The 19,718-nt window shown below is 64.9% G+C and carries 20 protein-coding genes; 9 read left to right on the top strand and 11 right to left on the bottom strand.

Annotated features, from left to right (window positions below):
• Positions 1-20: 20 nt before the first annotated feature.
• Together AC2FL1_RS08815 and trpS are read right to left on the bottom strand one after the other, a co-directional pair.
• A complete protein-coding gene (locus tag AC2FL1_RS08815) occupies positions 21-506 on the bottom strand; it encodes a VOC family protein (protein WP_496876668.1) in 486 nt (161 codons plus the stop codon).
• 98 nt (positions 507-604) lie between these two features.
• Entirely contained in the window at positions 605-1,621 is a 1,017-nt protein-coding gene (trpS, locus tag AC2FL1_RS08810; RefSeq protein WP_496876667.1) for a tryptophan--tRNA ligase, read from the bottom strand.
• An 85-nt stretch (positions 1,622-1,706) separates the two neighbouring features.
• On the opposite strand from trpS, the gene AC2FL1_RS08805 reads away from it, so the two are divergent.
• Positions 1,707-2,393: a rhomboid family intramembrane serine protease gene (locus AC2FL1_RS08805; RefSeq protein ID WP_496876666.1), complete on the top strand. Its 687-nt coding sequence runs from the start codon at positions 1,707-1,709 to the stop codon at positions 2,391-2,393.
• A 20-nt stretch (positions 2,394-2,413) separates the two neighbouring features.
• Here the strand turns inward: AC2FL1_RS08805 and AC2FL1_RS08800 are convergent, their stop codons facing one another.
• From AC2FL1_RS08800 to AC2FL1_RS08780, 5 genes are all read right to left on the bottom strand, one after another.
• Positions 2,414-2,605, bottom strand: coding sequence for a YgaP family membrane protein (locus AC2FL1_RS08800; protein WP_234137289.1), 192 nt, complete (start codon positions 2,603-2,605; stop codon positions 2,414-2,416).
• Between the two features lie 71 nt (positions 2,606-2,676).
• The gene (locus AC2FL1_RS08795) at positions 2,677-3,261 is read right to left on the bottom strand and encodes a Crp/Fnr family transcriptional regulator (RefSeq protein WP_496876665.1); all 585 of its coding nucleotides are present in this window, start codon (positions 3,259-3,261) and stop codon (positions 2,677-2,679) included.
• Positions 3,258-4,799, bottom strand: coding sequence for a murein biosynthesis integral membrane protein MurJ (gene murJ, locus AC2FL1_RS08790; RefSeq protein ID WP_496876664.1), 1,542 nt, complete (start codon positions 4,797-4,799; stop codon positions 3,258-3,260). Before murJ ends, AC2FL1_RS08795 begins: the two co-directional genes overlap by 4 nt.
• Positions 4,796-7,630 (bottom strand): [protein-PII] uridylyltransferase, encoded by a 2,835-nt coding sequence (locus AC2FL1_RS08785; protein WP_496825410.1) that lies wholly within the window; start codon positions 7,628-7,630, stop codon positions 4,796-4,798. The genes murJ and AC2FL1_RS08785 overlap by 4 nt, the downstream gene beginning before the upstream one ends.
• Positions 7,590-8,765, bottom strand: coding sequence for a penicillin-binding protein activator (locus tag AC2FL1_RS08780; RefSeq protein WP_496876663.1), 1,176 nt, complete (start codon positions 8,763-8,765; stop codon positions 7,590-7,592). Before AC2FL1_RS08780 ends, AC2FL1_RS08785 begins: the two co-directional genes overlap by 41 nt.
• 84 nt (positions 8,766-8,849) lie before the next feature.
• Here AC2FL1_RS08780 and rsmI point away from each other — a divergent pair, with 84 nt between their 5' ends.
• The 3 genes from rsmI (at position 8,850) to gshB (ending at position 11,075) form a co-directional block, all read left to right on the top strand.
• A complete protein-coding gene (gene rsmI / locus AC2FL1_RS08775) occupies positions 8,850-9,707 on the top strand; it encodes a 16S rRNA (cytidine(1402)-2'-O)-methyltransferase (protein ID WP_496825412.1) in 858 nt (285 codons plus the stop codon).
• A gap of 1 nt (position 9,708) precedes the next feature.
• The gene (locus tag AC2FL1_RS08770) at positions 9,709-10,080 is read left to right on the top strand and encodes a YraN family protein (protein WP_496825413.1); all 372 of its coding nucleotides are present in this window, start codon (positions 9,709-9,711) and stop codon (positions 10,078-10,080) included.
• A gap of 62 nt (positions 10,081-10,142) precedes the next feature.
• The gene (gshB, locus tag AC2FL1_RS08765; protein ID WP_496876662.1) at positions 10,143-11,075 is read left to right on the top strand and encodes a glutathione synthase; all 933 of its coding nucleotides are present in this window, start codon (positions 10,143-10,145) and stop codon (positions 11,073-11,075) included.
• A 67-nt stretch (positions 11,076-11,142) separates the two neighbouring features.
• Here gshB and AC2FL1_RS08760 read toward each other — a convergent pair whose 3' ends face one another.
• Genes AC2FL1_RS08760 through cobU form a run of 4 tightly spaced genes read right to left on the bottom strand, consistent with a single transcriptional unit; the run spans position 11,143 to position 14,750 of the window.
• Positions 11,143-12,657, bottom strand: a complete 1,515-nt coding sequence (locus tag AC2FL1_RS08760; protein WP_496876661.1) for a YifB family Mg chelatase-like AAA ATPase — start codon at positions 12,655-12,657, stop codon at positions 11,143-11,145.
• Between the two features lie 58 nt (positions 12,658-12,715).
• Positions 12,716-13,591 (bottom strand): glutathione S-transferase, encoded by an 876-nt coding sequence (locus tag AC2FL1_RS08755; RefSeq protein ID WP_496876660.1) that lies wholly within the window; start codon positions 13,589-13,591, stop codon positions 12,716-12,718.
• Positions 13,592-13,650: 59 nt separating this feature from the next.
• Positions 13,651-14,229: a histidine phosphatase family protein gene (locus AC2FL1_RS08750; protein ID WP_496876659.1), complete on the bottom strand. Its 579-nt coding sequence runs from the start codon at positions 14,227-14,229 to the stop codon at positions 13,651-13,653.
• Positions 14,226-14,750: a bifunctional adenosylcobinamide kinase/adenosylcobinamide-phosphate guanylyltransferase gene (cobU, locus tag AC2FL1_RS08745; RefSeq protein ID WP_496876658.1), complete on the bottom strand. Its 525-nt coding sequence runs from the start codon at positions 14,748-14,750 to the stop codon at positions 14,226-14,228. Before cobU ends, AC2FL1_RS08750 begins: the two co-directional genes overlap by 4 nt.
• A gap of 98 nt (positions 14,751-14,848) precedes the next feature.
• Here cobU and AC2FL1_RS08740 point away from each other — a divergent pair, with 98 nt between their 5' ends.
• The 5 genes from AC2FL1_RS08740 (at position 14,849) to AC2FL1_RS08720 (ending at position 19,383) form a co-directional block, all read left to right on the top strand.
• Positions 14,849-15,727, top strand: a complete 879-nt coding sequence (locus AC2FL1_RS08740; RefSeq protein WP_234137300.1) for an RNA polymerase factor sigma-32 — start codon at positions 14,849-14,851, stop codon at positions 15,725-15,727.
• On the top strand, positions 15,724-16,548 hold the full coding sequence (locus tag AC2FL1_RS08735) for a ChaN family lipoprotein (protein WP_496876657.1): 825 nt from the start codon (positions 15,724-15,726) through the stop codon (positions 16,546-16,548). Before AC2FL1_RS08740 ends, AC2FL1_RS08735 begins: the two co-directional genes overlap by 4 nt.
• Positions 16,549-16,626: 78 nt before the next feature.
• Positions 16,627-17,823, top strand: coding sequence for a bifunctional phosphopantothenoylcysteine decarboxylase/phosphopantothenate--cysteine ligase CoaBC (coaBC, locus tag AC2FL1_RS08730; protein ID WP_496876656.1), 1,197 nt, complete (start codon positions 16,627-16,629; stop codon positions 17,821-17,823).
• 64 nt (positions 17,824-17,887) lie between these two features.
• Positions 17,888-18,343: a dUTP diphosphatase gene (gene dut / locus AC2FL1_RS08725; protein WP_496876655.1), complete on the top strand. Its 456-nt coding sequence runs from the start codon at positions 17,888-17,890 to the stop codon at positions 18,341-18,343.
• Positions 18,343-19,383: a HesA/MoeB/ThiF family protein gene (locus AC2FL1_RS08720; RefSeq protein ID WP_496876654.1), complete on the top strand. Its 1,041-nt coding sequence runs from the start codon at positions 18,343-18,345 to the stop codon at positions 19,381-19,383. The genes dut and AC2FL1_RS08720 overlap by 1 nt, the downstream gene beginning before the upstream one ends.
• The last annotated feature ends 335 nt before the right edge of the window (positions 19,384-19,718 follow it).

The raw sequence follows: 19,718 nt of genomic DNA, 5'->3' as shown, positions 1-19,718 counted from the left end.
TAGCGTGACCGAGGCCGGTCCTAACCGGCCTCGGCCAGCAGCGCGGGGATATCGAGCGGCGCGTTGGTCATCGCCAGATTACCCTCGGCATCGCGCGGCCAGTCCACGGGCGCGCGGTCACGATACAGCTCGACCCCGTTGCCATCGGGGTCGCGCAGATAGACCGCCTCGCTGACCCCGTGATCGGCGGCGCCGTCGATCGGTATCCCGGCCTCGATCACCTGCCGCAGCACCGTTCCCAGCGCCTTGCGGTCCGGGTAGAGGAAGGCTGAATGGTAAAGACCGGTCGCCCGCGCGGGCGGCTGCTCGCCACCCCTGCTGTGCCAGGTGTTCAGCCCGATATGGTGGTGATAGCCACCGGCACCCAGAAAGGCGGCGGCGTCGCCGTATCTCTGTTGCACCTCGAATCCCAGCACATCGCGATAGAACATGATGGCTCGGTCCAGATCGGACACTTTCAGATGGACATGGCCGACACAGGTGCCGGCGGGGGCGGAATAGGTCATGGTGCGTCTCCTTTGCCCGATTATCGGATGGATCCGCGTTCCGGCAAAGGGTCGATCCCGCGCAGATCCCCTGCGCGGGCGTATATCAACCTTGAGAGCTAGGACACCATGCCTACGATTTCATAGGTCCGTTTCAGGATCGGCGCGGTGATCGCGCGGGCGCGTTCGGCGCCACGTGCCAGGATGCGGTCGATCTCGGCCTGATCGTCCATCAGCCGCGCCATCTCGGCCGAGATTGGCGACAGCTTCGCGACCGCGAGTTCCGCCAGCATCGGCTTGAACTCTCCGAACTGTTTGCCGCCCACCTCGGCCAGCACCTGATCGACGCTCTGATCCGCCAGTGCGGCATAGATATTGATCAGGTTGCGCGCTTCGGGGCGCCCCTCCAGCCCCTCGACCTCCGAGGGCAGGGCGTCGGGGTCGGTCTTGGCCTTGCGGATCTTTTGCGCGATGGCATCGGCATCGTCGGTCATGTTGATCCGGCTCATGTCCGAGGGGTCGGATTTCGACATCTTCTTTGATCCGTCGCGCAGGCTCATCACCCGCGTTGCGGCGCCCTCGATCACCGGTTCGGTAACGGGGAAGAAATCGACGCCGTAGTCGTGGTTGAACTTGATCGCGATGTCGCGGGTCAGTTCCAGATGCTGTTTCTGGTCCTCGCCCACCGGCACATGGGTGGCGTGATAGATCAGGATGTCGGCGGCCATCAGCGACGGATAAGCGAACAGGCCCAGCGAGGCGTTCTGCTGGTTCTTGCCGGCCTTGTCCTTCCACTGGGTCATCCGCTGCATCCAGCCCATGCGGGCGACGCAGTTGAAGATCCACGCCAGCTGCGCATGTTCGGGCACCTGGGATTGGTTGATCAGGATCGACTGTTCCGGGTCGATCCCGGCTGCGATAAAGCCCGCACACAGCTCGCGTGTAGAATGCGCAAGTTCCTTGGGGTCTTGCCAGACGGTAATCGCGTGGAGATCGACCATGCAATACACGGTCTCCATCTCAGGTCCCTGCATATCCACAAATCGCTTGAGCGCACCGAGGTAGTTCCCAAGATGCAGGTTTCCCGAAGGCTGAATGCCGGAAAACACACGCGGCGTGAACTGGGTTTCGGTCATGATGGGGAACTCCCGTCTGGAAAATTCGGCCCCCGTCGCTTACCCATGGGGCAAAGGGACGTCAACAGCCGCGAAAGGCCCGCCCATGAGCAGTGATAACGATACATCGCCGGTCAATCCGCTGCCGCCCGTCGTGGTGGCGCTGGTCCTCTTCATCATGGGGATCGAGATCGCCTTTTCGCTGGGCGCGCGCGGCATCGTCGGCGGGCCGCAGGCGGTGGGCTGGCGGCTGGCGGCGATGCAGTCCTATGCCTTCTCACCCGATATCCTGACCTGGATGTGGGAGACGGGGCGCTGGCCTGTCGAACATGTGATCCGGTTTGTCAGCTATCCCTTCGTCAACGCTTCGTTCACCCAGTCGCTGTTTGTCTGCGTCTTCGTTCTGGCGATGGGCAAGATGGTGGCCGAGAGCTTTGGCAGCCTGGCGATGCTGGTAGTCTTCGTGGTTTCGGGTATCGGGGGGGCGCTGGGATATGCGCTGATGACCGGTTCACCGGTGGCGCTGATCGGGGGCTTTCCACCTGTTTACGGGTTGATTGGCGCCTTTACCTGGCTTTTGTGGCGCAAGCTGTCGCTGGTGGGGCAGCATCAGGCGCGCGCGTTCAGCCTGATCGCCTTTCTGATGGGGGCGCAATTGCTGTTCGGCCTGCTGTTTGGCGGCGGGCTGGACTGGGTCGCTGATCTGGCGGGCTTTGCCACCGGATTCGCGCTGTCCTTCTTCCTGTCGCCGGGCGGCTGGGAGCGGATGCGCGGCCGGATCCGCCACGATTAGGGCGGTCCGGCCACGCAGGTTTATTTCTTCAGCGGGCAGGTGTTCAGGCCGAGGATGGTATAGAGCGGGCAGGACCCCACCAGCCCGGTCAAAAGCGGGATCAGGCCAACCAGACCCCACATGGTCTTGGGGCCGATCACGGTCAGCGACAACAGGACGAGGCCCAGTATGATACGGGCGGCGCGGTCGAGGGTTCCTGCGTTACGGGTCATCTTGCGAATCCTTTCAGGTCAGAGATCTGTGTCCATTGTGACTGATCCCGCGGCGCCTGTCGGTGACAGTGTCACCGTTCCTCTGCGGCAATCCGTTCCAGCCCGGACCGGTCGCACAGTGTCACCCGCCCGCGCGCCAGCTCTACCAGACCCTGACGCGCGAATTCGGCCAGTCGGCGACTGACAAAGGCCCGGCCCGAGGCGGTCTCGGCCGCAAGTGCTTCATGCGTCGCGGTCACGGTATCGCCCTTTGCCAGCCGCAACAGAACCCGCGCCAGCCTTGTGTCGAACCCGGTCAGGGCCACGTCCTCGACCAGATGTTCGAAATCGGCAAACCGGCGTGCCACCGCCTGCATGACCTCGGTGCGGAACGCCTCGTTTTGGGCCAGCGCGCTGCGGAACTCGGCATGGCTCATCAGATGGCCGCGCACCCGGGTTTCGGCCACGCCCTCGGCGCTGTAGCTGCGCCCCTCGGTCAGGCAGGCAAAGGTCTGCAGGCAGACATCGCCCGGTCCGACCCGGTAGAGCACCACCTCGCGCCCGTTGGCGGCGGTCAGGGTGACGCGGATCGAGCCTTCGTCCAGGCGCAGGAAGCCGGGGCAATCCTGCCCGGCGCGGAACAGGACGGTGCCGGGGGGGCAGTCAAGCGCGCTCATGACCGCCTCAAGGCGCGGCGGAATTCCGACAGGCGAAAGGCGCCGATCAGATGGCCGACCCCGAAATAGACCACAGCAGCAAAGAGGATCAGCGCCAACAGGCCCAGATAGCGCCAGCTGGGCAGGTCGAGCACCCAGCCGAGCGGGATCAGCACCGCATGAAGCGCCGCCCCCATGATCAGCGAGGCCGCCAGGATACGCCAGGCGCGACGGTGAAAGCGGGTGTCGAACCGGGCCACGTCTCCCATGCGGCGAGCGCCCAGGGAAAGCTGCGCCACCATGGTCCAGCCCGCGACGGTGGTGGCGATGGCGGGCGCGATCCAGCCCAGCAGCGGATAAAGCGCAAAGGCCAGCACCGCATTTACCACCATGGCCACCACCGCATAGCGGAACGGGCTTTTGGTGTCTTCGCGGGCGAAGAACAGCGGCTGGAACACCTTTTGCAGCATGAAGGCGGGCAGGCCCAGCCCGTAGACCGCGACAGCCAGAGCGGTGGCGGCGCTGTCCTCGGGCGTAAAGGCGCCGCGCTGGAACAGCACCGCGACCAACGGCAGCGGGATCGCCACCAGCGCCATGGCCGAGGGCAGGGTCAGGATCAACGAGAACTCGCCCGCGCGCGAATAGGCCTCGCGCGCGCCGGTATCGTCACCGGCCCGCAGGCGGCGCGACAGATCGGGCAAAAGAACGATCCCCACCGCGATGCCCACCACGCCCAGCGGCAGTTGATAAAGTCGGTCCGCCGCAAAGAGCCAGCTGACCGCGCTTTCGGTGCGCGAGGCGACAAGCTGTCCCACCACCAGGTTGATCTGCGTCACCCCCATCGCAAGCGCGGCGGGAAAGGCCACCCGCACCAGCCGCCGCATGTCTGGGCTGAGCCGGGGCAGCCCGGGGCGCAGTCGGATGCCCGCACGCTCGGCCGCGACCCAGACCAGCGCCAGCTGCGCCACACCCGCGACCGGGATCACCCAGATCAGCCAGTCGATCACTTCGCCACCCAGTGCCGAGCCGGCCAGCATCGCGGCGCAAGCGAACACGTTCAGCAGAACCGGCGCGGCGGCAGCGGCGGCAAAACGCCCGGTGGCGTTCAGAACGCCGGAAAACAGCGCCGCCAGTGACATGAACAGGATATAGGGAAAGGCGATCTTGCCATAGCCCACCGCCAGGTCAAACCGCGAATCCCCGGCAAAGCCGCTGGCGGTGGCCCAGATCAGCGCAGGCATGAAGATCATGGCCAGCGCCACCAGCGTCAGCACCGCCGCGCCCAGCAGGTTGAAGGCCTGTTGGGCAAAGCCCTCGGCATCCTCGCCACCTTCGAGGCGTTTCGAGAACATCGGTACGAAAGCCGCGTTGAACGCACCCTCGGCAAAGAAGCGGCGGAACAGGTTGGGCAGGCGAAAGGCCGCGACAAAGGCATCCATCACCGGGCCGGGGCCGATATAGGCAGCCAGCAGGATCTCGCGCACGAAACCCAGGATCCGGCTGGCCAGTGTCCAGAAACCGACCGTGAAAAAACCGGCCATCATGCGAACGGGCTTCATGATGCGGCAGCCCGTTCTGCACCTTCGGTTATGGCCTTGCGCAGCTTTGTTTCAAGCGTGCGCTGCTTGGCCTCGGAATGGTATTTGAGCCCGAACATGTCCTTGACATAAAAACTGTCGACCACCTGTTCGCCATAGGTCGCGATCACCGCATTGGCGATATAGACATTGGCCGCCGCCAGCGCCCGCGCCAAATCGTAGAGCAGGCCGGGCCTGTCGCGGGTATCGACCTCGATGATCGTGTAGATGTCTGAACCCTCGTTGTCGAAGGTGATATGGGTTGGCACGTTGAACGCCTTTTCCCGCTTCTTGATCTTGTCGCGGGATTTCAGCGCGTCGCGGGCCACCACCTCGCCCTTGAGGGTTTTCAGGATCATCTGGCTGAGCCGGGGCAGGCGCGCGGCCTCGTAAGGGTGACCTTCGGCATCCTGGATCCAGAACGCATCGGTGACATAGCCGTCCTTGGTGGTATAGCTGCGGGCATCAACCACGTTGGCCCCGACCAGCGCCAGAGCGCCAGCCATCCGCGAGAAAATGCCGGGATGATCGGCCATGGCGAAACAGGCGCGAGTGGCGTCGCGGTCCTCGTCAGGGTCGAGCCGGATTTCGATGCCGCCGGGATCGCCGCTTTGTTCCAACTGGCGCAGCATCTCGGCAAAGGTGACATGGGTCTCGACATTGAAGCCCTGCCAATAGGGGGGATAGTGGCGGGCGATTTCGGTCTTGATCTCGCCTGCGGGCCAGTCGGACAGGGCCGCGCGCAGCGCCTTCTTGGCCTCGTTTCCGCGCCCTTCGCGGTTGAGCGCCTCCATACCCATTTCAAGCGCCCGCTTGGTTTCCGCATGCAGGGCGCGCAACAGCGTGGCCTTCCAGTTGTTCCAGGTGTTGGGACCGACTCCGCGAATGTCGCAGACGGTCAGCACCGTCAGCAGGTCCAGCCGCTTGACCGTCTGCACCGCCTTGGCGAAATCGCGCACGGTGCGCGGGTCGGAGATATCGCGTTTCTGCGCCATGTCTGACATCAGCAGGTGATAGCGCACCAGCCATTCCACCGTTTCGCAATCGGCCTTGGACAGGCCCAGACGCGGTGCCACCCGGCGGGCGATACGCGCCCCGAGGATCGAGTGATCCTCGGGACGGCCCTTGCCGATATCGTGTAGCAGCAGCGCCACATAGAGAACCTTGCGGTTCACCCCGGCCTTGAGGATGGACGAGGCCAGCGGCAGCGATTCGACCAGCTCTTCCTTTTCGATCTGGGCGAGGTTGATAATGGTCTGGATCGTGTGCTCGTCCACCGTATAGCTGTGATACATGTTGAACTGCATCATCGCCACGATGGGTTCGAATTCGGGCACGAAGGCCGACAGCACCCCCAACTCGTTCATCCGCCTAAGCGCCCGCTCGGGGTTGCCGTGTTTCAGCAGCAGGTCCAGAAAGATGCGCCGCGCCTCCTTGTCGTTGCGCATGTCGTCATCGATCAGGTCCAGATTGGCGGTCACCAGCCGCATTGCATCCGGATGGATCAGCATGCCGGTGCGCAACCCCTCCTCGAAGATGCGCAGCAGGTTCAGCTTGTCGTCCAGAAAAGTCTCGGGATCGAGCACGTCGATCCGGCCATGTACCACCTTGTACCCCTGCTTGACCCTGCGGCGACGGCGAAAGATGCGCTCCAGCAGCGGCGCGCCCTTCATATGCGACGCCTCCAGCTTGGTCAGGAAAATCCGCGTCAGCTCGCCCACTCGGGTGGCTTCGCGAAAGTATTTCTGCATGAACACTTCGACCGCGCGGCGCCCCGCACGGTCCTGATAGCCCATGCGCTCGGCCACTTCGACCTGGAGATCAAAGGTCAGCTGTTCTGTGGCCCGCCCGGTAACCAGATGCAAATGCGCACGCACCGCCCATAGGAACTCTTCGGCCTGTACAAAGGTGCGGTATTCCGATGCGGTGAACAGTCCCAGCGGCACCAGTTCGGCGGTTTCCTTCACCTCGTAGATGTATTTGGCGATCCAGTAGAGCGATTGCAGGTCGCGCAGCCCGCCCTTGCCCTCCTTCACATTCGGTTCGACCATGTACCGCTCGCCCTGCTTGCGGTGGCGGGCGTCGCGCTCTTCCAGCTTGGCCTCGATGAATTCGCGCTGGGTATCCTTGTATAGTTCGCTTTTCAGGCGCTGGTCCAGCGACCGCGCCAGGGGTGCGTGCCCGGCCAGGAACCGGTGTTCCAGCATCGCCGTTCGAATGGTGAAATCCTCGCGCCCAAGCCGCACGCAATCCTTCACCGTGCGCGAGGAATGCCCGACCTTCAGTCGCAGATCCCAAAGGATGTAGAGCATCGATTCGATGACGCTCTCGGCCCAGGCGGTAATCTTGTAGGGGGTCAGGAACAGCAGGTCGACATCGGAGAACGGCGCCATCTCGCCGCGCCCGAACCCGCCCACCGCCAGCACCGCGATCCGTTCGCCCTGGGTGGGTGTGGCCAGCGGGTGCAGGATTTCCGAGGCCACGTACATCGCCGTCTTGACCAGCCCGTCGGTCAGATAGGTATAGGCGCGGGTCAATGGTCGTGCGGCAAAAGGGTCGCCTGCAAAGCCTGCAGCGATCGCGGCCCGGCCCGACTTCTGAACATCGCGCAGAATGGCCACGACCGAGCCGCGCAGCGCTGCGTTGTCGGCGGCCGCTGCCGCCGCTTCGGTGATCCGCGCAAACACGACCGGGGCGTCGAACACTTCGGCCGGGTCGCAGATCAGATCGCCGGTCAGCCAGGGCTGGATCGGCAGGGACGTATCGGTCGGATCAGAATCCGGCGCCGGAGAAGCTTTGTGGGGCAGGGTCAATCACAACCACCTGTTTGTTCTGGATCGTGGCCACGGCCAGCCCCCGTTCATTAGTCCCGTCGGGGCGCAGACGGAAGATGCCACCGACACCCTGGAACCCCGCACTTTGGGTCAGAGCGGCGCCAGTCAACGCATCCGACTTGCCCGCGCCCACCAGCGCGCCGATGGCGGCAATGCCGTCATAGGCCAGCCCGCCGATCGGGTGCGGTGCGCCGCCATAGGTGCTTTGGTAGCGGGCGCGGAAAGCTTGTGCCTTGGACGGGTCGGGCAGAGCGAACCAGCCGCCCTGCACGCCGGGCAGTTCCAGCGTCTGCGCCGGAATGTCCCAGCGGGTCAGGCCGATATACTGGGTCTCGGCCGGCGATACGCCCGCCTCGGGCAAAAGCTGGGTGTAGAGCGGCAATGCCCCGGCCGTGGTCGAGGTGAAAAAGATGGAATCCGCGCCGGTCCCGTCCACCGTCGCCTTGACTTGCGGGACCGAGTTGATCACGCCCTGCTGCGACCGTTCATAGGCGACCGTTCCGGCCAGCTTGGCGCCGCTGGCAGAAATCGCGTTGGTGATCGCTGACCGACCCTGTTGTCCGGCCTCGTCGGTGCTGTGCACCACGACGATATTGCCCTTGCCTTGACGTGCGGCAAAACTCACCAGCCGTTCGGCGCTGTTGTTGAAGGTCGGCCCCAGGACAAAAACATTTCCCCCGGCGATATTGACGTTGTTGGAGAAGGACAGAACGTTGATGTTCTGGTTCAGAACCGCCAGTCCAGCGGCATTGGCGGCCTGCGCATAGACCGGACCCAGGATGATCTTGGCGCCTTCGCCGACGGCCTGTTGGGCAACGGCGGCAGCAGTCCCGGCATCCCCGGCGGTGTCATAGACACGCAGGTCGATCTGAACGTTCTGCAGGTCTGCAATTGCCAACCGGGCGGCGTTCTCAAGGCTCTGAGCCAGGACCGCATCACCCGATTGGGCCGAGCCGCGCGGAACCAGCAGCGCGACCGGAACCGGTTTGGATGCATTGATGGACGGCCCACCACCACCCGTGGCGACAGGATCGCATGCCGATAACAGCGCAGCCGCCGCCAAGGCCATCGCTGAAAGGGCAATCTTGCGGGCGGGGTTGAAAACGGCAAACATCTAATCAATAGCTCCTTGATCCGGCGGCAGCCCGCCGCAGTGGTCGAGCCGCGATAATAAACGTCACGAAACACGGGTCCAGCGTTGAATTACCAAAAGCTCAGATTGCCTGCGGGCCTGTATTTCGTCGGCACACCGATCGGGTCGGCGCGCGACATCACGCTCAGGGCGCTGGATGTACTCGCCTCGGCCGAGGTGATTGCCGCCGAGGATACACGCTCGCTGCGCCATCTGCTCGACATTCACGGGGTGCCGCTCGATGGGCGGCGGGTCCTTGCCTATCACGACCATTCCGGTGCCGCGGCGCAGGCGCGGCTGATAGAGGCATTGGCCGAGGGCAAGTCGGTGGCCTATGCCTCGGAAGCGGGCATGCCGCTGATCGCCGACCCCGGTTACGAGTTGAGCCGCGCGGCCGCCGAAGCGGGGTATATGGTGACCTGCGCGCCGGGGCCTTCGGCGGTGCTGACGGCGCTGACGCTGGCGGGTCTTCCGACGGATGCGTTTTTCTTTGCGGGGTTCCTGCCGAATGCGGCGGCGGCGCGCAAAACCCGACTCGAAACTTTGCGCGGGGTGCCCGGCACGCTGGTGTTTTACGAATCGCCCAAGCGCCTGGCGGCCAGCCTGCGCGACATGGCGGCGGTGCTTGGCGGTGACCGGCCCGCAGCGGTGTGCCGGGAACTGACCAAGAAATTCGAAGAGACTCGCCGGGATACGCTGGCTGGGTTGGCCGACGCACTTGCAGAGGCACCAGTTAAGGGCGAGGTCGTACTGCTGGTGGACCGCGCCCGTTCAGCTCCGGTTAAGGAGTCTGACCTAGAACAGGACCTACTGGCGGCGCTCGAAACGCATTCGGTCCGGGATGCCGCCGATCTGGTGGCGCGCATGCATGATGTGCCCCGGCGCCCGGTCTACCAGCTGGCGCTGAAGCTCGGGAAGGGATGACATGAAGGCGCTTGCATCGCGAGGGGCACGAAATCACCTGGCCGGAGAAGCGGCCGAGCATTCGGTGCTGCGCGATTACGAACGGCGCGGATATTGCCTGGTCCGCCGCCGCTGGCGCGGCAGGGGTGGCGAGATTGACCTGATCGCCCGGTCGGGTGACGAGATCGTCTTTGTCGAGGTCAAGAAGAGCCGGGATTTCGCCCGTGCCGCCGAAAGCCTTGGTGCGCGCCAGATTGCACGCCTGCATGCGGCCGCGGCCGAGTTTCTGGCGGAGGAACCCGACGGGCAGCTGACGCCGATGCGCTTTGACGTGGCGCTGGTTGATGGAACCGGTCAGCTTGAAATCATCGAGAATGCCTTTGGTCATGGCTGATCGCCATTGAACCCACTGCCCCTCTGCGCCATGTATCTGGACAATCGATAGAGGGACTTGCCATGAAGATCGCCTTTCAGATGGACCCGATCGGGGCCGTGAATATCAATGCCGACAGCTCTTTCCGGCTGGCCGAAGAGGCACAGATGCGCGGGCATGAGCTGTTCTTCTACGGCCCTGACCATCTTGCCTATCAGGAAGGGCGGATCACAGCGCGCGGTCATGACATGACCGTGCAGCGCGTGGTTGGCGACCCAGCCGTTCTTGGGCCGCTGCGCGAGGTCGATCTGGCTGATTTCGATGTGGTCTGGCTGCGCCAGGATCCTCCTTTCGACATGCACTACATCACTTCGACCCATCTGCTGGACCGGCTCAAGGGGCAGACTCTTGTGGTCAACGACCCGTTCTGGGTGCGCAACTATCCCGAGAAGCTACTGGTTCTTAGCTTTCCGGACCTTACCCCGCCCACTGCCATCGCGCGTGATCTGGACACGATCCGGGCGTTCAAGGCCCGGCATGGCGACATCATCCTGAAGCCGCTTTACGGCAATGGCGGCGCCGGTGTGTTCCGCTTGGACGAGAACGATCGCAACCTGTCCTCGCTGCATGAGCTGTTCGTGGGGTTTTCGCGCGAGCCGCTGATCGTGCAGAAATACCTGCCCGATGTGCGTAAGGGTGACAAGCGGGTTATCCTGGTTGATGGGGAGGCCGTGGGTGCCATCAACCGGGTCCCAGCCGAGGGAGAGGTGCGTTCGAACATGCATGTAGGCGGGCGGCCCGAAAAGATCGGGCTGACCGAGCGTGACCGCGAGATTTGCGCGGCCATCGGCCCGCTCCTGCGGGAAAAGGGACAGGTCTTTGTCGGGATCGATGTGATCGGCGACTATCTCACCGAGATCAACGTGACCTCGCCGACCGGTATTCAGGAACTGGAACGGTTCGACGGGGTGAATATCGCCGGTCGGATCTGGGAGGCTATCGAGGCCAAGCTCTGAGCGTGCGGCAGGCGGCCGTTTTCCGTCGCGGAAAACGGCCCGGAAAACGTGTCGTTTTCCGGCACCCTTAGCTCAGAGCTTTCGCCGAAACCCGAAAGCTGAGCGCTTCGGCGACATGCGGCCGCCGAACATCGGGTTCTTCGGCAAGATCCGCGATGGTGCGCGCCACCCGCAGGATGCGGTGATAAGCGCGTGCGGACAGCCCGAACCTGTCGGCGGCGGTGATCAAGAGGTCGCGTCCCTCGGCGTCGGGCGTGGCGATCTCTTCCAGCGCTTTACCCTCCGCATCGGCATTTTGCCGTAAGCTCGGGTGGCTACCGAATCTCAATGTCTGGACCGCCCGCGCTGCCGCAACGCGCGCCGCCACCTCGGCTGAACCTTCGACGCTGGGCGGCAGGTCGAGATCGGTAAAGGCCACTGGCGGCACCTCGATTCTGAGATCGAACCGATCCATCAAGGGTCCCGAGATGCGGCCCAGGTAATCTTCGCCGCAGGCGGGCACCCGGGCACAGGCGCGTGCCGGATCGCTGAGATAGCCGCAACGGCAAGGATTGGCCGCCGCCACCAGCATGAACCGACAGGGGTATTTCACATGGGCGTTGGCGCGCGCCACCATCACCTCGCCGGTCTCGATCGGCTGGCGCAGGGTTTCCAGCACAGTGCGCGGAAATTCTGGGAATTCGTCCATGAACAGGACCCCGTTATGGGCAAGGCTGATCTCGCCCGGTTTCGCACCCTTGCCGCCACCGACAATCGCGGCCATCGAGGCGGTGTGATGGGGTTCTCGAAATGGTCGCGTGCGGCTGATCCCACCTTGGTCGAGCAGGCCGCAAAGCGAATGGATCATCGAGGTTTCCAGCGCCTCGACCGGGGTCAGCGGTGGCAAAATGCCGGGGATGCGCGCGGCAAGCATGGATTTTCCCGATCCGGGCGTGCCGATCATGATCATGTGATGACGTCCCGCCGCCGCGATCTCCAGCGCCCGTTTGGCTCGTTCCTGTCCCTTGACCTCGCGCAGGTCGCGCTCGAACGCGGTGGCGCTGACCTCTCCGGGCCGGGCCGCGTCGATCGGAGCCTGCCCGGTAAAGTGGCGTACCACCGCCGCCAGGGATGGGGCGCCGATCACCTTGGCCGCGTCGACCCAGGCGGCCTCGGCGCTCGACGCTTCGGGGCAGAGTAGCAGCCAGTCCTCTGATGCCGCGGTCATCGCGGCGGGCAGCGCGCCGACCACCGGCACCAGCGACCCGTCAAGCGACAGTTCCCCCAGCGCCAGCGTCGCCTCGGCGGCATCTGCGGGCACGATCTCCAGCGCGGCCAGCAAGGCCAGCGCGATGGGCAGGTCGAAATGGCTGCCCTCCTTGGGCAGGTCGGCGGGGGACAGGTTGATCGTGATCCGTTTCGATGGCAGCGCGATGGCCATGCCGCTGAGCGCGCTGCGCACCCGGTCGCGCGCCTCGGACACCGCCTTGTCCGGCAGGCCGACGATGGAGAAGGCGGGCAGGCCCGGCGTGACGGCGCATTGCACCTCGACCGGGCGGGCCTCGACTCCCTGAAACGCAACGGTATGGGCGCGGGCGACCATGTGGAACCTGCCTCGTGGTTAACACTTCGTTGCTATCCCGAGGCAGGTTTAAGAATGGTTAACCCTTGGCCACCATCGCGGTGAATTTCGGCCAGGCGCCGGGGTCGGCCACGGTCTTGTCCCGGCAGAACGCGTTGCAGAAGCCCCAGACGCTTCCATCGAGTTCCAGGAAATCGGTCACTGGATTCCCGGAATAGGGGCAGGAGGCGTTCAGCGACGGGCCGGCTTCGACCGCGCGCGCGGCGCTCGGCGTGCCCACAGGCCAGTCAAGCGTCGGCAGGTCCAGCGCATAGGGCATCGGATCGTAGCGCACCGTCAGCCCCATCGCCCGCCATTGCCGTACGGCGGTATCGCCGAGCAGAAACAGGCAATAGTCTCGCGCCGCCGCGCTGACCGGCAGGCCATAGCCGACGATGCGCGCGGCAACCGGCACATAGAACACGTCCGCCAGCGAATAGACACCAAAGAGCGGCCCCGTCGCAGCGCCCGACACCTCCCTGGCATGCGACCAGAGCGTTTCGATGCGCGCCAGATCGGACAGCGTTTCCTTGCTGGGCTCAAACCCTTCAAAGCAATAGAGAAGCTGCATCGGGCATTCGCCGCGCAGGGCGGAGAAGCTCGACACCATTTCGGCGCACAACCAGCGGGCGGTCGCGCGGGCAGCTGGGTCGGCGGGCCACAGCCCGGCCTCGGGGTGCTGTTCTGCCAGGGTCTCGGCCATGGCAAGGCTTTGACCCACCACGATACCTTCGGGCGTACGCAGGGCAGGCACCTGTCGTGCCGGGGCCAGGGGCGCCAGATCCGCGGCCATGGTGCCGGAATAGAGCCCCACCAGATGCGAGCGATAGGGGATGCCGAATTTCTCGAGCATCAGCCAACCGCGCAGCGACCAGCTGGAGAAACTGCGGTCGCCGATAAAAAGATCATATGTCATGCGCAGACGTTACGCGTCAGGCAAAGCGCCGGTAAATCGACGTTTCGTGCGGCGGCGCATCACACCAGATGATTGATCCGGCCGACCTCCCACCCCTGCGGCAGGCGCGTGATCTCGGTCACGGACAGGTTGTCGATCCGATGGGCAAAGGCCTGATCGGCGTCCAGCCGCAGGGCGCGCTGTACCTGGGTCAGGATCATGCCGAAATGGCCGACCACGATCAGCTCACCGCCGGGATGCGCGGCGATCAGTGCATCGATCTCGGAATCGACACGGGCGCAGACCTCGTTCCAGCTCTCGCCGCCGGGGGGGCGCACATCGCCGGGGGTCTCCCAATAGGCGCGGATATGTTCGGGATCCTCGGCCTCGATCTCGGCAAAGCGGCGCAGTTCCCAGGCGCCGAAATTGATCTCGCGCAGTCCGGCCCTGTGCGGCAGGCGGGTGCGGTCGCCCTGGATGGCGCTGGCGGTATCGGCGGCGCGGCGCAGGTCGGACGAGACGACCAAAGCCTGTGGCGGCAGATGCTCCGCGAGTCGGGTCAGGAAACCGGTATCGCTCAGATCGGCGGGCAGGTCGGACCAGCCAACCATGGATTTGGCATGGGTGGGGCCATGGCGGACCAGATGCAGGCGGGTCATGGCAATTGCCCCTTCAGGACCAGTGGCAGCCCGGCCACCACCATCACGACCAGATCGGCCTCGGCCGCCAGCGCGATGTTGAGCCGCCCCTGCGCCTCGCGGAACTGGCGCGCCAGGGCGTTGTCCGGCACGATCCCGTGACCCACCTCGTTCGAGACCATGATCAGCGGCGCCGGACAATGGCGGATCGCCGCCATCAGCCGTTCCTGCGCGGCGTCCAGATCGCTTTCGGCCAGCAGGTGATTGCTCAGCCACATGGTGGCGCAGTCAAACAGGCAGATATCGCCGGCGCTCAGCGCAGCGAGGGCCGGTCCGGGCTCCAGCGGTTCCTCGATCGTGCTCCAACCCGGCCCGCGCTGGTCCAGATGGCGGTCGATCTTGGCCTGCATCTCGGCATCAAAAACTTGTGAACTGGCGAAATAAACACGGGATTTTCCAGTGGAAACAACCATCTGTTCGGCAAAGGCCGATTTGCCCGATGCTGCACCGCCCAGAACCAAGGTGAATTTGGGATACAGCATTCCTACCTTTCTGGTGATCCATCCGTGCAATCCGTGCGTAATGGGTAGGACGGCTCAGGGAAAGTCAAGCTGAGCGCCGGACATTTGGGGAGAGATGTATGGCACTGGACGACCCGCAGGACAAACGCATGTCCCGACAGGCGATGAAGGCCGAACTGCTCGATGCCGAGACAGAACTGGCCTTGGCCTATGCCTGGCGCGACCACCGCGACGAGGCGGCGCTGCACCGCCTGATCACCGCTTACATGCGGCTGGCGATATCGATGGCGGCCAAGTTCAAACGCTATGGCGCGCCGATGAACGACCTGATCCAAGAGGCCGGTCTGGGCCTGATGAAGGCCGCCGACAAGTTCGACCCCGATCGTGGCGTGCGGTTTTCGACCTATGCGGTCTGGTGGATCAAGGCCAGCATTCAGGACTATGTGATGCGCAACTGGTCGATGGTGCGCACCGGATCGACCTCGAGCCAGAAATCGCTGTTCTTCAACATGCGCCGCGTGCAGGCCCGGCTGGAGCGCGAGGCCGCCACCGATGGGCTGGCGCTGGACCGGCATCAGTTGCACCAGATGATCGCCTCGGAAATCGGCGTACCGCTGCGCGATGTCGAGATGATGGAGGGCCGCCTTTCGGGTTCCGACTTCTCGTTGAACGCGACCCAGGCCTCGGACGAGGAGGGGCGCGAATGGATCGAGGCGCTGGAGGATGAGAGCGAGCAGGCCGCCGAACTGGTGGCGCACCGTCACGATACCGAACAGCTGCGCGACTGGCTGATCGAGGCGATGCAGGCGCTGAACGAGCGCGAACGCTTCATCGTGCGCGAACGCAAGCTGCGCGAGGATCCCCGCACATTGGAAAGCCTGGGCGATGAGCTGGGGCTGAGCAAGGAGCGGGTGCGGCAGTTGGAAGCGGCGGCCTTTGCCAAGATGCGCAAGAGCCTTGAAGCGCGCTCGCGCGAGGTGCAACACTTCCTGGTATGAAACGTTTCTTTGCCGCGGGCCTGGCGCTGGCCCTGTGTCTGGCCGCCCCGCTTCGGGCGGCGTCTGCCGGTGAGCTGATCCCGGAGGACATCCTTGCCGCCATGCGGCAGGCCGATGTGGTGATCCTGGGTGAGACTCACGACAACCCTCGTCATCACCTGGTTCAGGCCGAGGCGGTCGCCGCGATCGGCCCCGGCGCGGTGGTCTGGGAGATGCTGACCGAGGAGGGCGCCCAGCGCCTGACCCGCAAGGCCGTGAACGATCCCGACGAACTGGAGCGCATCCTGCAATGGGCGGAACTGGGCTGGCCCCCGCTGGCGATGTACCTGCCGGTGTTCGCGGCGGCGGATACGCCCGTTTATGGCGCGCTGGTGACGCGGACCGCAGCGCGGGCGGCCATGGAGACTGGGGCCGCTGCGGCGATGGGTGCGGATGCCGCACGCTTTGGTCTGACGGTACCGTTGACCGAGGCCGAGCAGGCCGCACGCGAGGCGGATCAGCAGGCTGCCCATTGCAACGCGATGCCGCCCGAAATGCTGCCACAGTTGGTGGCGATCCAGCGCCTGCGCGACGCGGTGCTGGCGCGTGCGATCCTGCGCGCACAGGACGAAACCGGCGGACCGGTCGCAGTGATCACCGGAAATGGCCATGCGCGGGCCGACCGGGGCGTCCCGGTCTTTCTCTCCCGGATTTCGCCGGGCCTGCGAGTCTATGTGCTGGGCCAGTCCGAGGATGGCATGATCGAGGGCCGTTTCGATGCGGTGATCGACAGCCCCGCAGTCCCGCGCGAAGACCCCTGTGCCGCTTTCGACAAGAGCTGAGGCCGGGGTTTTGTGCTGGCACTTGACCGGCGGCGGGCCTAAGTTCAGGGCCGACCCGGGTTTTCGGAGACGCGCGCCATGCTGGCATCCAGACGCATTCTGCTGATCATCGGCGGCGGCATCGCCGCTTACAAGGCGCTGGACCTGATCCGGCGGTTGCGCGAACGCGGCGCGGCGGTGACACCGGTCCTGACCCGGGCGGCCGAGGAATTCGTAACGCCGCTCTCGGTTTCGGCACTTGCGGGCGAGAAGGTTTATCGTGACCTCTTTGACCTGACTGACGAGGCCGAGATGGGCCATATCCAGCTGTCGCGCTCGGCCGATCTGGTGGTGGTGGCGCCCGCCACCGCCGATCTGATGGGCAAGATGGCGGCGGGGCTGGCCAATGACATGGCCTCGACCCTGTTGATGGCGACGGATACCCCGGTGCTGATCGCGCCGGCGATGAATGTACGCATGTGGCAGCATCCGGCGACGCAGCGAAACCGGGCGCAACTGGCGGCGGATGGCATCCGTTTTGTCGGACCGAACGAGGGCGACATGGCCTGCGGCGAATTTGGGCCGGGGCGGATGTCTGAACCGCTGGAAATCGTGGCCGCCATCGAAGCGGCGCTGGGCGACGGGCCGCTCAAGGGTAAGCGTGTGCTGGTGACCTCGGGTCCGACGCATGAACCGATCGACCCGGTGCGCTACATCGCCAACCGGTCCTCGGGCGCGCAGGGCGCGGCGGTGGCGCGTGCCCTGGCGGCGCTGGGTGCCGAGGTGGTGTTTGTCACCGGTCCGGCCGACGTGCCCCCGCCCGAAGGGGTCGAGGTGGTGCGGGTGCAGAGCGCGCGCGAGATGGACGCCGCCGTTGATGCGGCCCTGCCGGTTGACGCCGGGGTATTCGCAGCCGCGGTCGCCGATTGGCGCGTGGCCAGCGCCTCGGACCGCAAGCTGAAGAAGTCCAAGGACGGGTTGCCGGTGCTGGAATTCGCCGAGAACCCGGACATCCTGAAAAGGGTGAGCCGGTTGGAAACGGGCCGCCCGGCGCTCGTGGTGGGATTTGCCGCCGAGACCAATGACGTGATCGAGAATGCCACTGCGAAGCGGCTGCGCAAGGGCTGTGACTGGATCGTGGCCAATGATGTCAGCCCGGCCACCGGCATCATGGGTGGTCGCGAGAATGCGGTGACCCTGATCACCGCCGAGGGGGCCGAGGAATGGCCGCGCATGGGCAAGGACGCGGTCGCCGACCGTCTGGCCCTGCGCATCGCCGAGACCTTGGCGGGGTAGAGATTTTTCGACGAAAAATCTCGCGCGCCGCGCGGGCAGCGCAGAGAAACGGGAGAGGTTGGAAATGATTGCCATTCGGGTGATCCGGGATGCAGGGACGGATCCGGACGTGCCTTTGCCGTCTTATGAAACGGCCGGTGCGGCTGGGGCCGATATCCGGGCCAATATGCCCGATCGCGGTTCCGTCACGCTTGCCCCGGGCGGGCGGGCGCTGATCCCGACCGGGCTGCGGGTCGAGATCCCCGCAGGCTACGAGATTCAGATCCGCCCCCGCTCGGGTCTGGCGCTGAAACACGGGATCACCCTTCCCAATACCCCCGGCACCATCGACAGCGATTATCGCGGGCCGCTTGGGGTGATCCTGCTGAACGCGGGCGCCGAGCCGTTCGAGGTGGTTCACGGCGAACGGATTGCCCAGTTGGTGGTGGCGCCGGTGGTGCAGGCCCGGTTCGAGTTGACCGAAGCCTTGGGTGAAACAGAACGTGGGGCGGGCGGATTCGGCTCGACGGGGCGCGGCTGATGCTGCTGGTGTTGGCGCTTGCGGCGGGTCTCTGGGCCATGGGCCACATGATGGGCGTGTCACGGCGGGCCAGGCTGGTGATGCTGGGCGCTCTCTTTGCCATGGTTCTGTTGCTGCAAGTTGCCTTGCCAGTGTCGCATCCCCTGCGCGTGGCGACCGGCGGGTCACCTGCGCTCTGGCTGCTGATCGGCGGCTTCGGAGTTCTCGCCTTTGGCTATGGCAGCGGGGTTGCCTGGCTCAAGGCGCGCGCGCAGGGCCAACCTGCCGAAGTCACGGCAAAACCCGGCAGTTTCACCGAGACCGAGTTGGACCGTTACGCCCGCCATATCGTCCTGCGCGAGTTGGGCGGACCGGGGCAGAAGCGGCTGAAACAGGCGCGGGTTCTGGTGATCGGGGCGGGTGGGCTGGGCGCGCCCGCGTTGCAATATCTTGCGGCGGCGGGGGTCGGCACCATCGGCGTGATCGACGATGATGTGGTCGAGAATGCCAACCTGCAACGGCAGGTGATCCACCGCGATGCCGATATCGGCAAGCCCAAGGTGTTTTCGGCCGAGGCCGCCATGCTGGCGCAGAACCCCGCCGTTACCGTGCGCCCCTATCACCGGCGCCTGACCGAAGAGATCGCGGCCGATCTGTTTGCCGATTACGATCTGATCCTGGACGGGACCGATAATTTCGCCACACGCTATCTGGCCAACCAAGTGGCGGTGGCGCAGGGCAAGCCTCTGATCTCGGGCGCGTTGTCGCAGTGGGAGGGGCAGCTGAGTGTCTTTCACCCGGCAGGTGGAACGCCCTGTTACCAGTGCATCTTTCCCGAGGCGCCCGCGCCGGGGCTGGCGCCATCCTGTGCCGAGGCCGGGGTGATCGGCCCCCTGCCCGGTGTGGTGGGCGCGATGATGGCGGTCGAGGCGATCAAGGTGATCACCGGCGCTGGAGCACCGCTCAGGGGTGAAATGCTGATCTATGACGCACTCTATGGTGAAAGTCGCAAGATCCGGCTTAGACGCCGGGCCGATTGCCCGGTTTGCGGCAAGGGGTGACTCAACCCCGAGATGGCCAGCACGAGATGGGCACGAACCTGTTTCACGCCGAACTGGCCAATTACCTCGGGGTCGGAGACCTGCGCAGCGATGATCCCGATGGCAACTGGCCGTGGAACCGCCACAGGCTGAAACTGGGCCGCTACCAAGTAGAGTTGACGCGGAAACCAGCCCCCTGCATCCGAAGGCACTCCATTTCCGTCCGCTGTTGGCCATCCGTAAAAGCGCCTCGATTGCTTACCTATTCGAAAAGGTCTGGCCGCGCTAACGGGCGCTCAAACGGAAGTGCAAACTGGGCGAGGTGATCGACATGCTGCTGTACCGCCATGCAGCGC

The sequence above is a fragment of the Ruegeria sp. YKSF070 genome (assembly GCF_059612725.1).
Note: the sequence above shows the minus strand (reverse complement) of the source record. Positions and strands in the feature narration are given on the sequence as shown.

Bases quoted from the DNA above. Each gene is read 5' to 3' on its own strand.
- AC2FL1_RS08740 (WP_234137300.1), top strand. From the start codon at position 14,849: ATGGCACTGGACGACCCGCAGGACAAACGCATGTCCCGACAGGCGATG.
- gshB (WP_496876662.1), top strand. From the start codon at position 10,143: ATGAAGATCGCCTTTCAGATGGACCCGATCGGGGCCGTGAATATCAAT.
- AC2FL1_RS08735 (WP_496876657.1), top strand. From the start codon at position 15,724: ATGAAACGTTTCTTTGCCGCGGGCCTGGCGCTGGCCCTGTGTCTGGCC.
- AC2FL1_RS08805 (WP_496876666.1), top strand. From the start codon at position 1,707: ATGAGCAGTGATAACGATACATCGCCGGTCAATCCGCTGCCGCCCGTC.
- AC2FL1_RS08755 (WP_496876660.1), bottom strand. From the start codon at position 13,591: ATGACATATGATCTTTTTATCGGCGACCGCAGTTTCTCCAGCTGGTCG.
- AC2FL1_RS08780 (WP_496876663.1), bottom strand. From the start codon at position 8,765: ATGTTTGCCGTTTTCAACCCCGCCCGCAAGATTGCCCTTTCAGCGATG.
- AC2FL1_RS08795 (WP_496876665.1), bottom strand. From the start codon at position 3,261: ATGAGCGCGCTTGACTGCCCCCCCGGCACCGTCCTGTTCCGCGCCGGG.
- trpS (WP_496876667.1), bottom strand. From the start codon at position 1,621: ATGACCGAAACCCAGTTCACGCCGCGTGTGTTTTCCGGCATTCAGCCT.
- coaBC (WP_496876656.1), top strand. From the start codon at position 16,627: ATGCTGGCATCCAGACGCATTCTGCTGATCATCGGCGGCGGCATCGCC.
- cobU (WP_496876658.1), bottom strand. From the start codon at position 14,750: ATGCTGTATCCCAAATTCACCTTGGTTCTGGGCGGTGCAGCATCGGGC.
- AC2FL1_RS08760 (WP_496876661.1), bottom strand. From the start codon at position 12,657: ATGGTCGCCCGCGCCCATACCGTTGCGTTTCAGGGAGTCGAGGCCCGC.
- murJ (WP_496876664.1), bottom strand. From the start codon at position 4,799: ATGAAGCCCGTTCGCATGATGGCCGGTTTTTTCACGGTCGGTTTCTGG.
- dut (WP_496876655.1), top strand. From the start codon at position 17,888: ATGATTGCCATTCGGGTGATCCGGGATGCAGGGACGGATCCGGACGTG.
- AC2FL1_RS08815 (WP_496876668.1), bottom strand. From the start codon at position 506: ATGACCTATTCCGCCCCCGCCGGCACCTGTGTCGGCCATGTCCATCTG.
- AC2FL1_RS08750 (WP_496876659.1), bottom strand. From the start codon at position 14,229: ATGACCCGCCTGCATCTGGTCCGCCATGGCCCCACCCATGCCAAATCC.
- AC2FL1_RS08770 (WP_496825413.1), top strand. From the start codon at position 9,709: ATGAAGGCGCTTGCATCGCGAGGGGCACGAAATCACCTGGCCGGAGAA.
- AC2FL1_RS08720 (WP_496876654.1), top strand. From the start codon at position 18,343: ATGCTGCTGGTGTTGGCGCTTGCGGCGGGTCTCTGGGCCATGGGCCAC.
- AC2FL1_RS08800 (WP_234137289.1), bottom strand. From the start codon at position 2,605: ATGACCCGTAACGCAGGAACCCTCGACCGCGCCGCCCGTATCATACTG.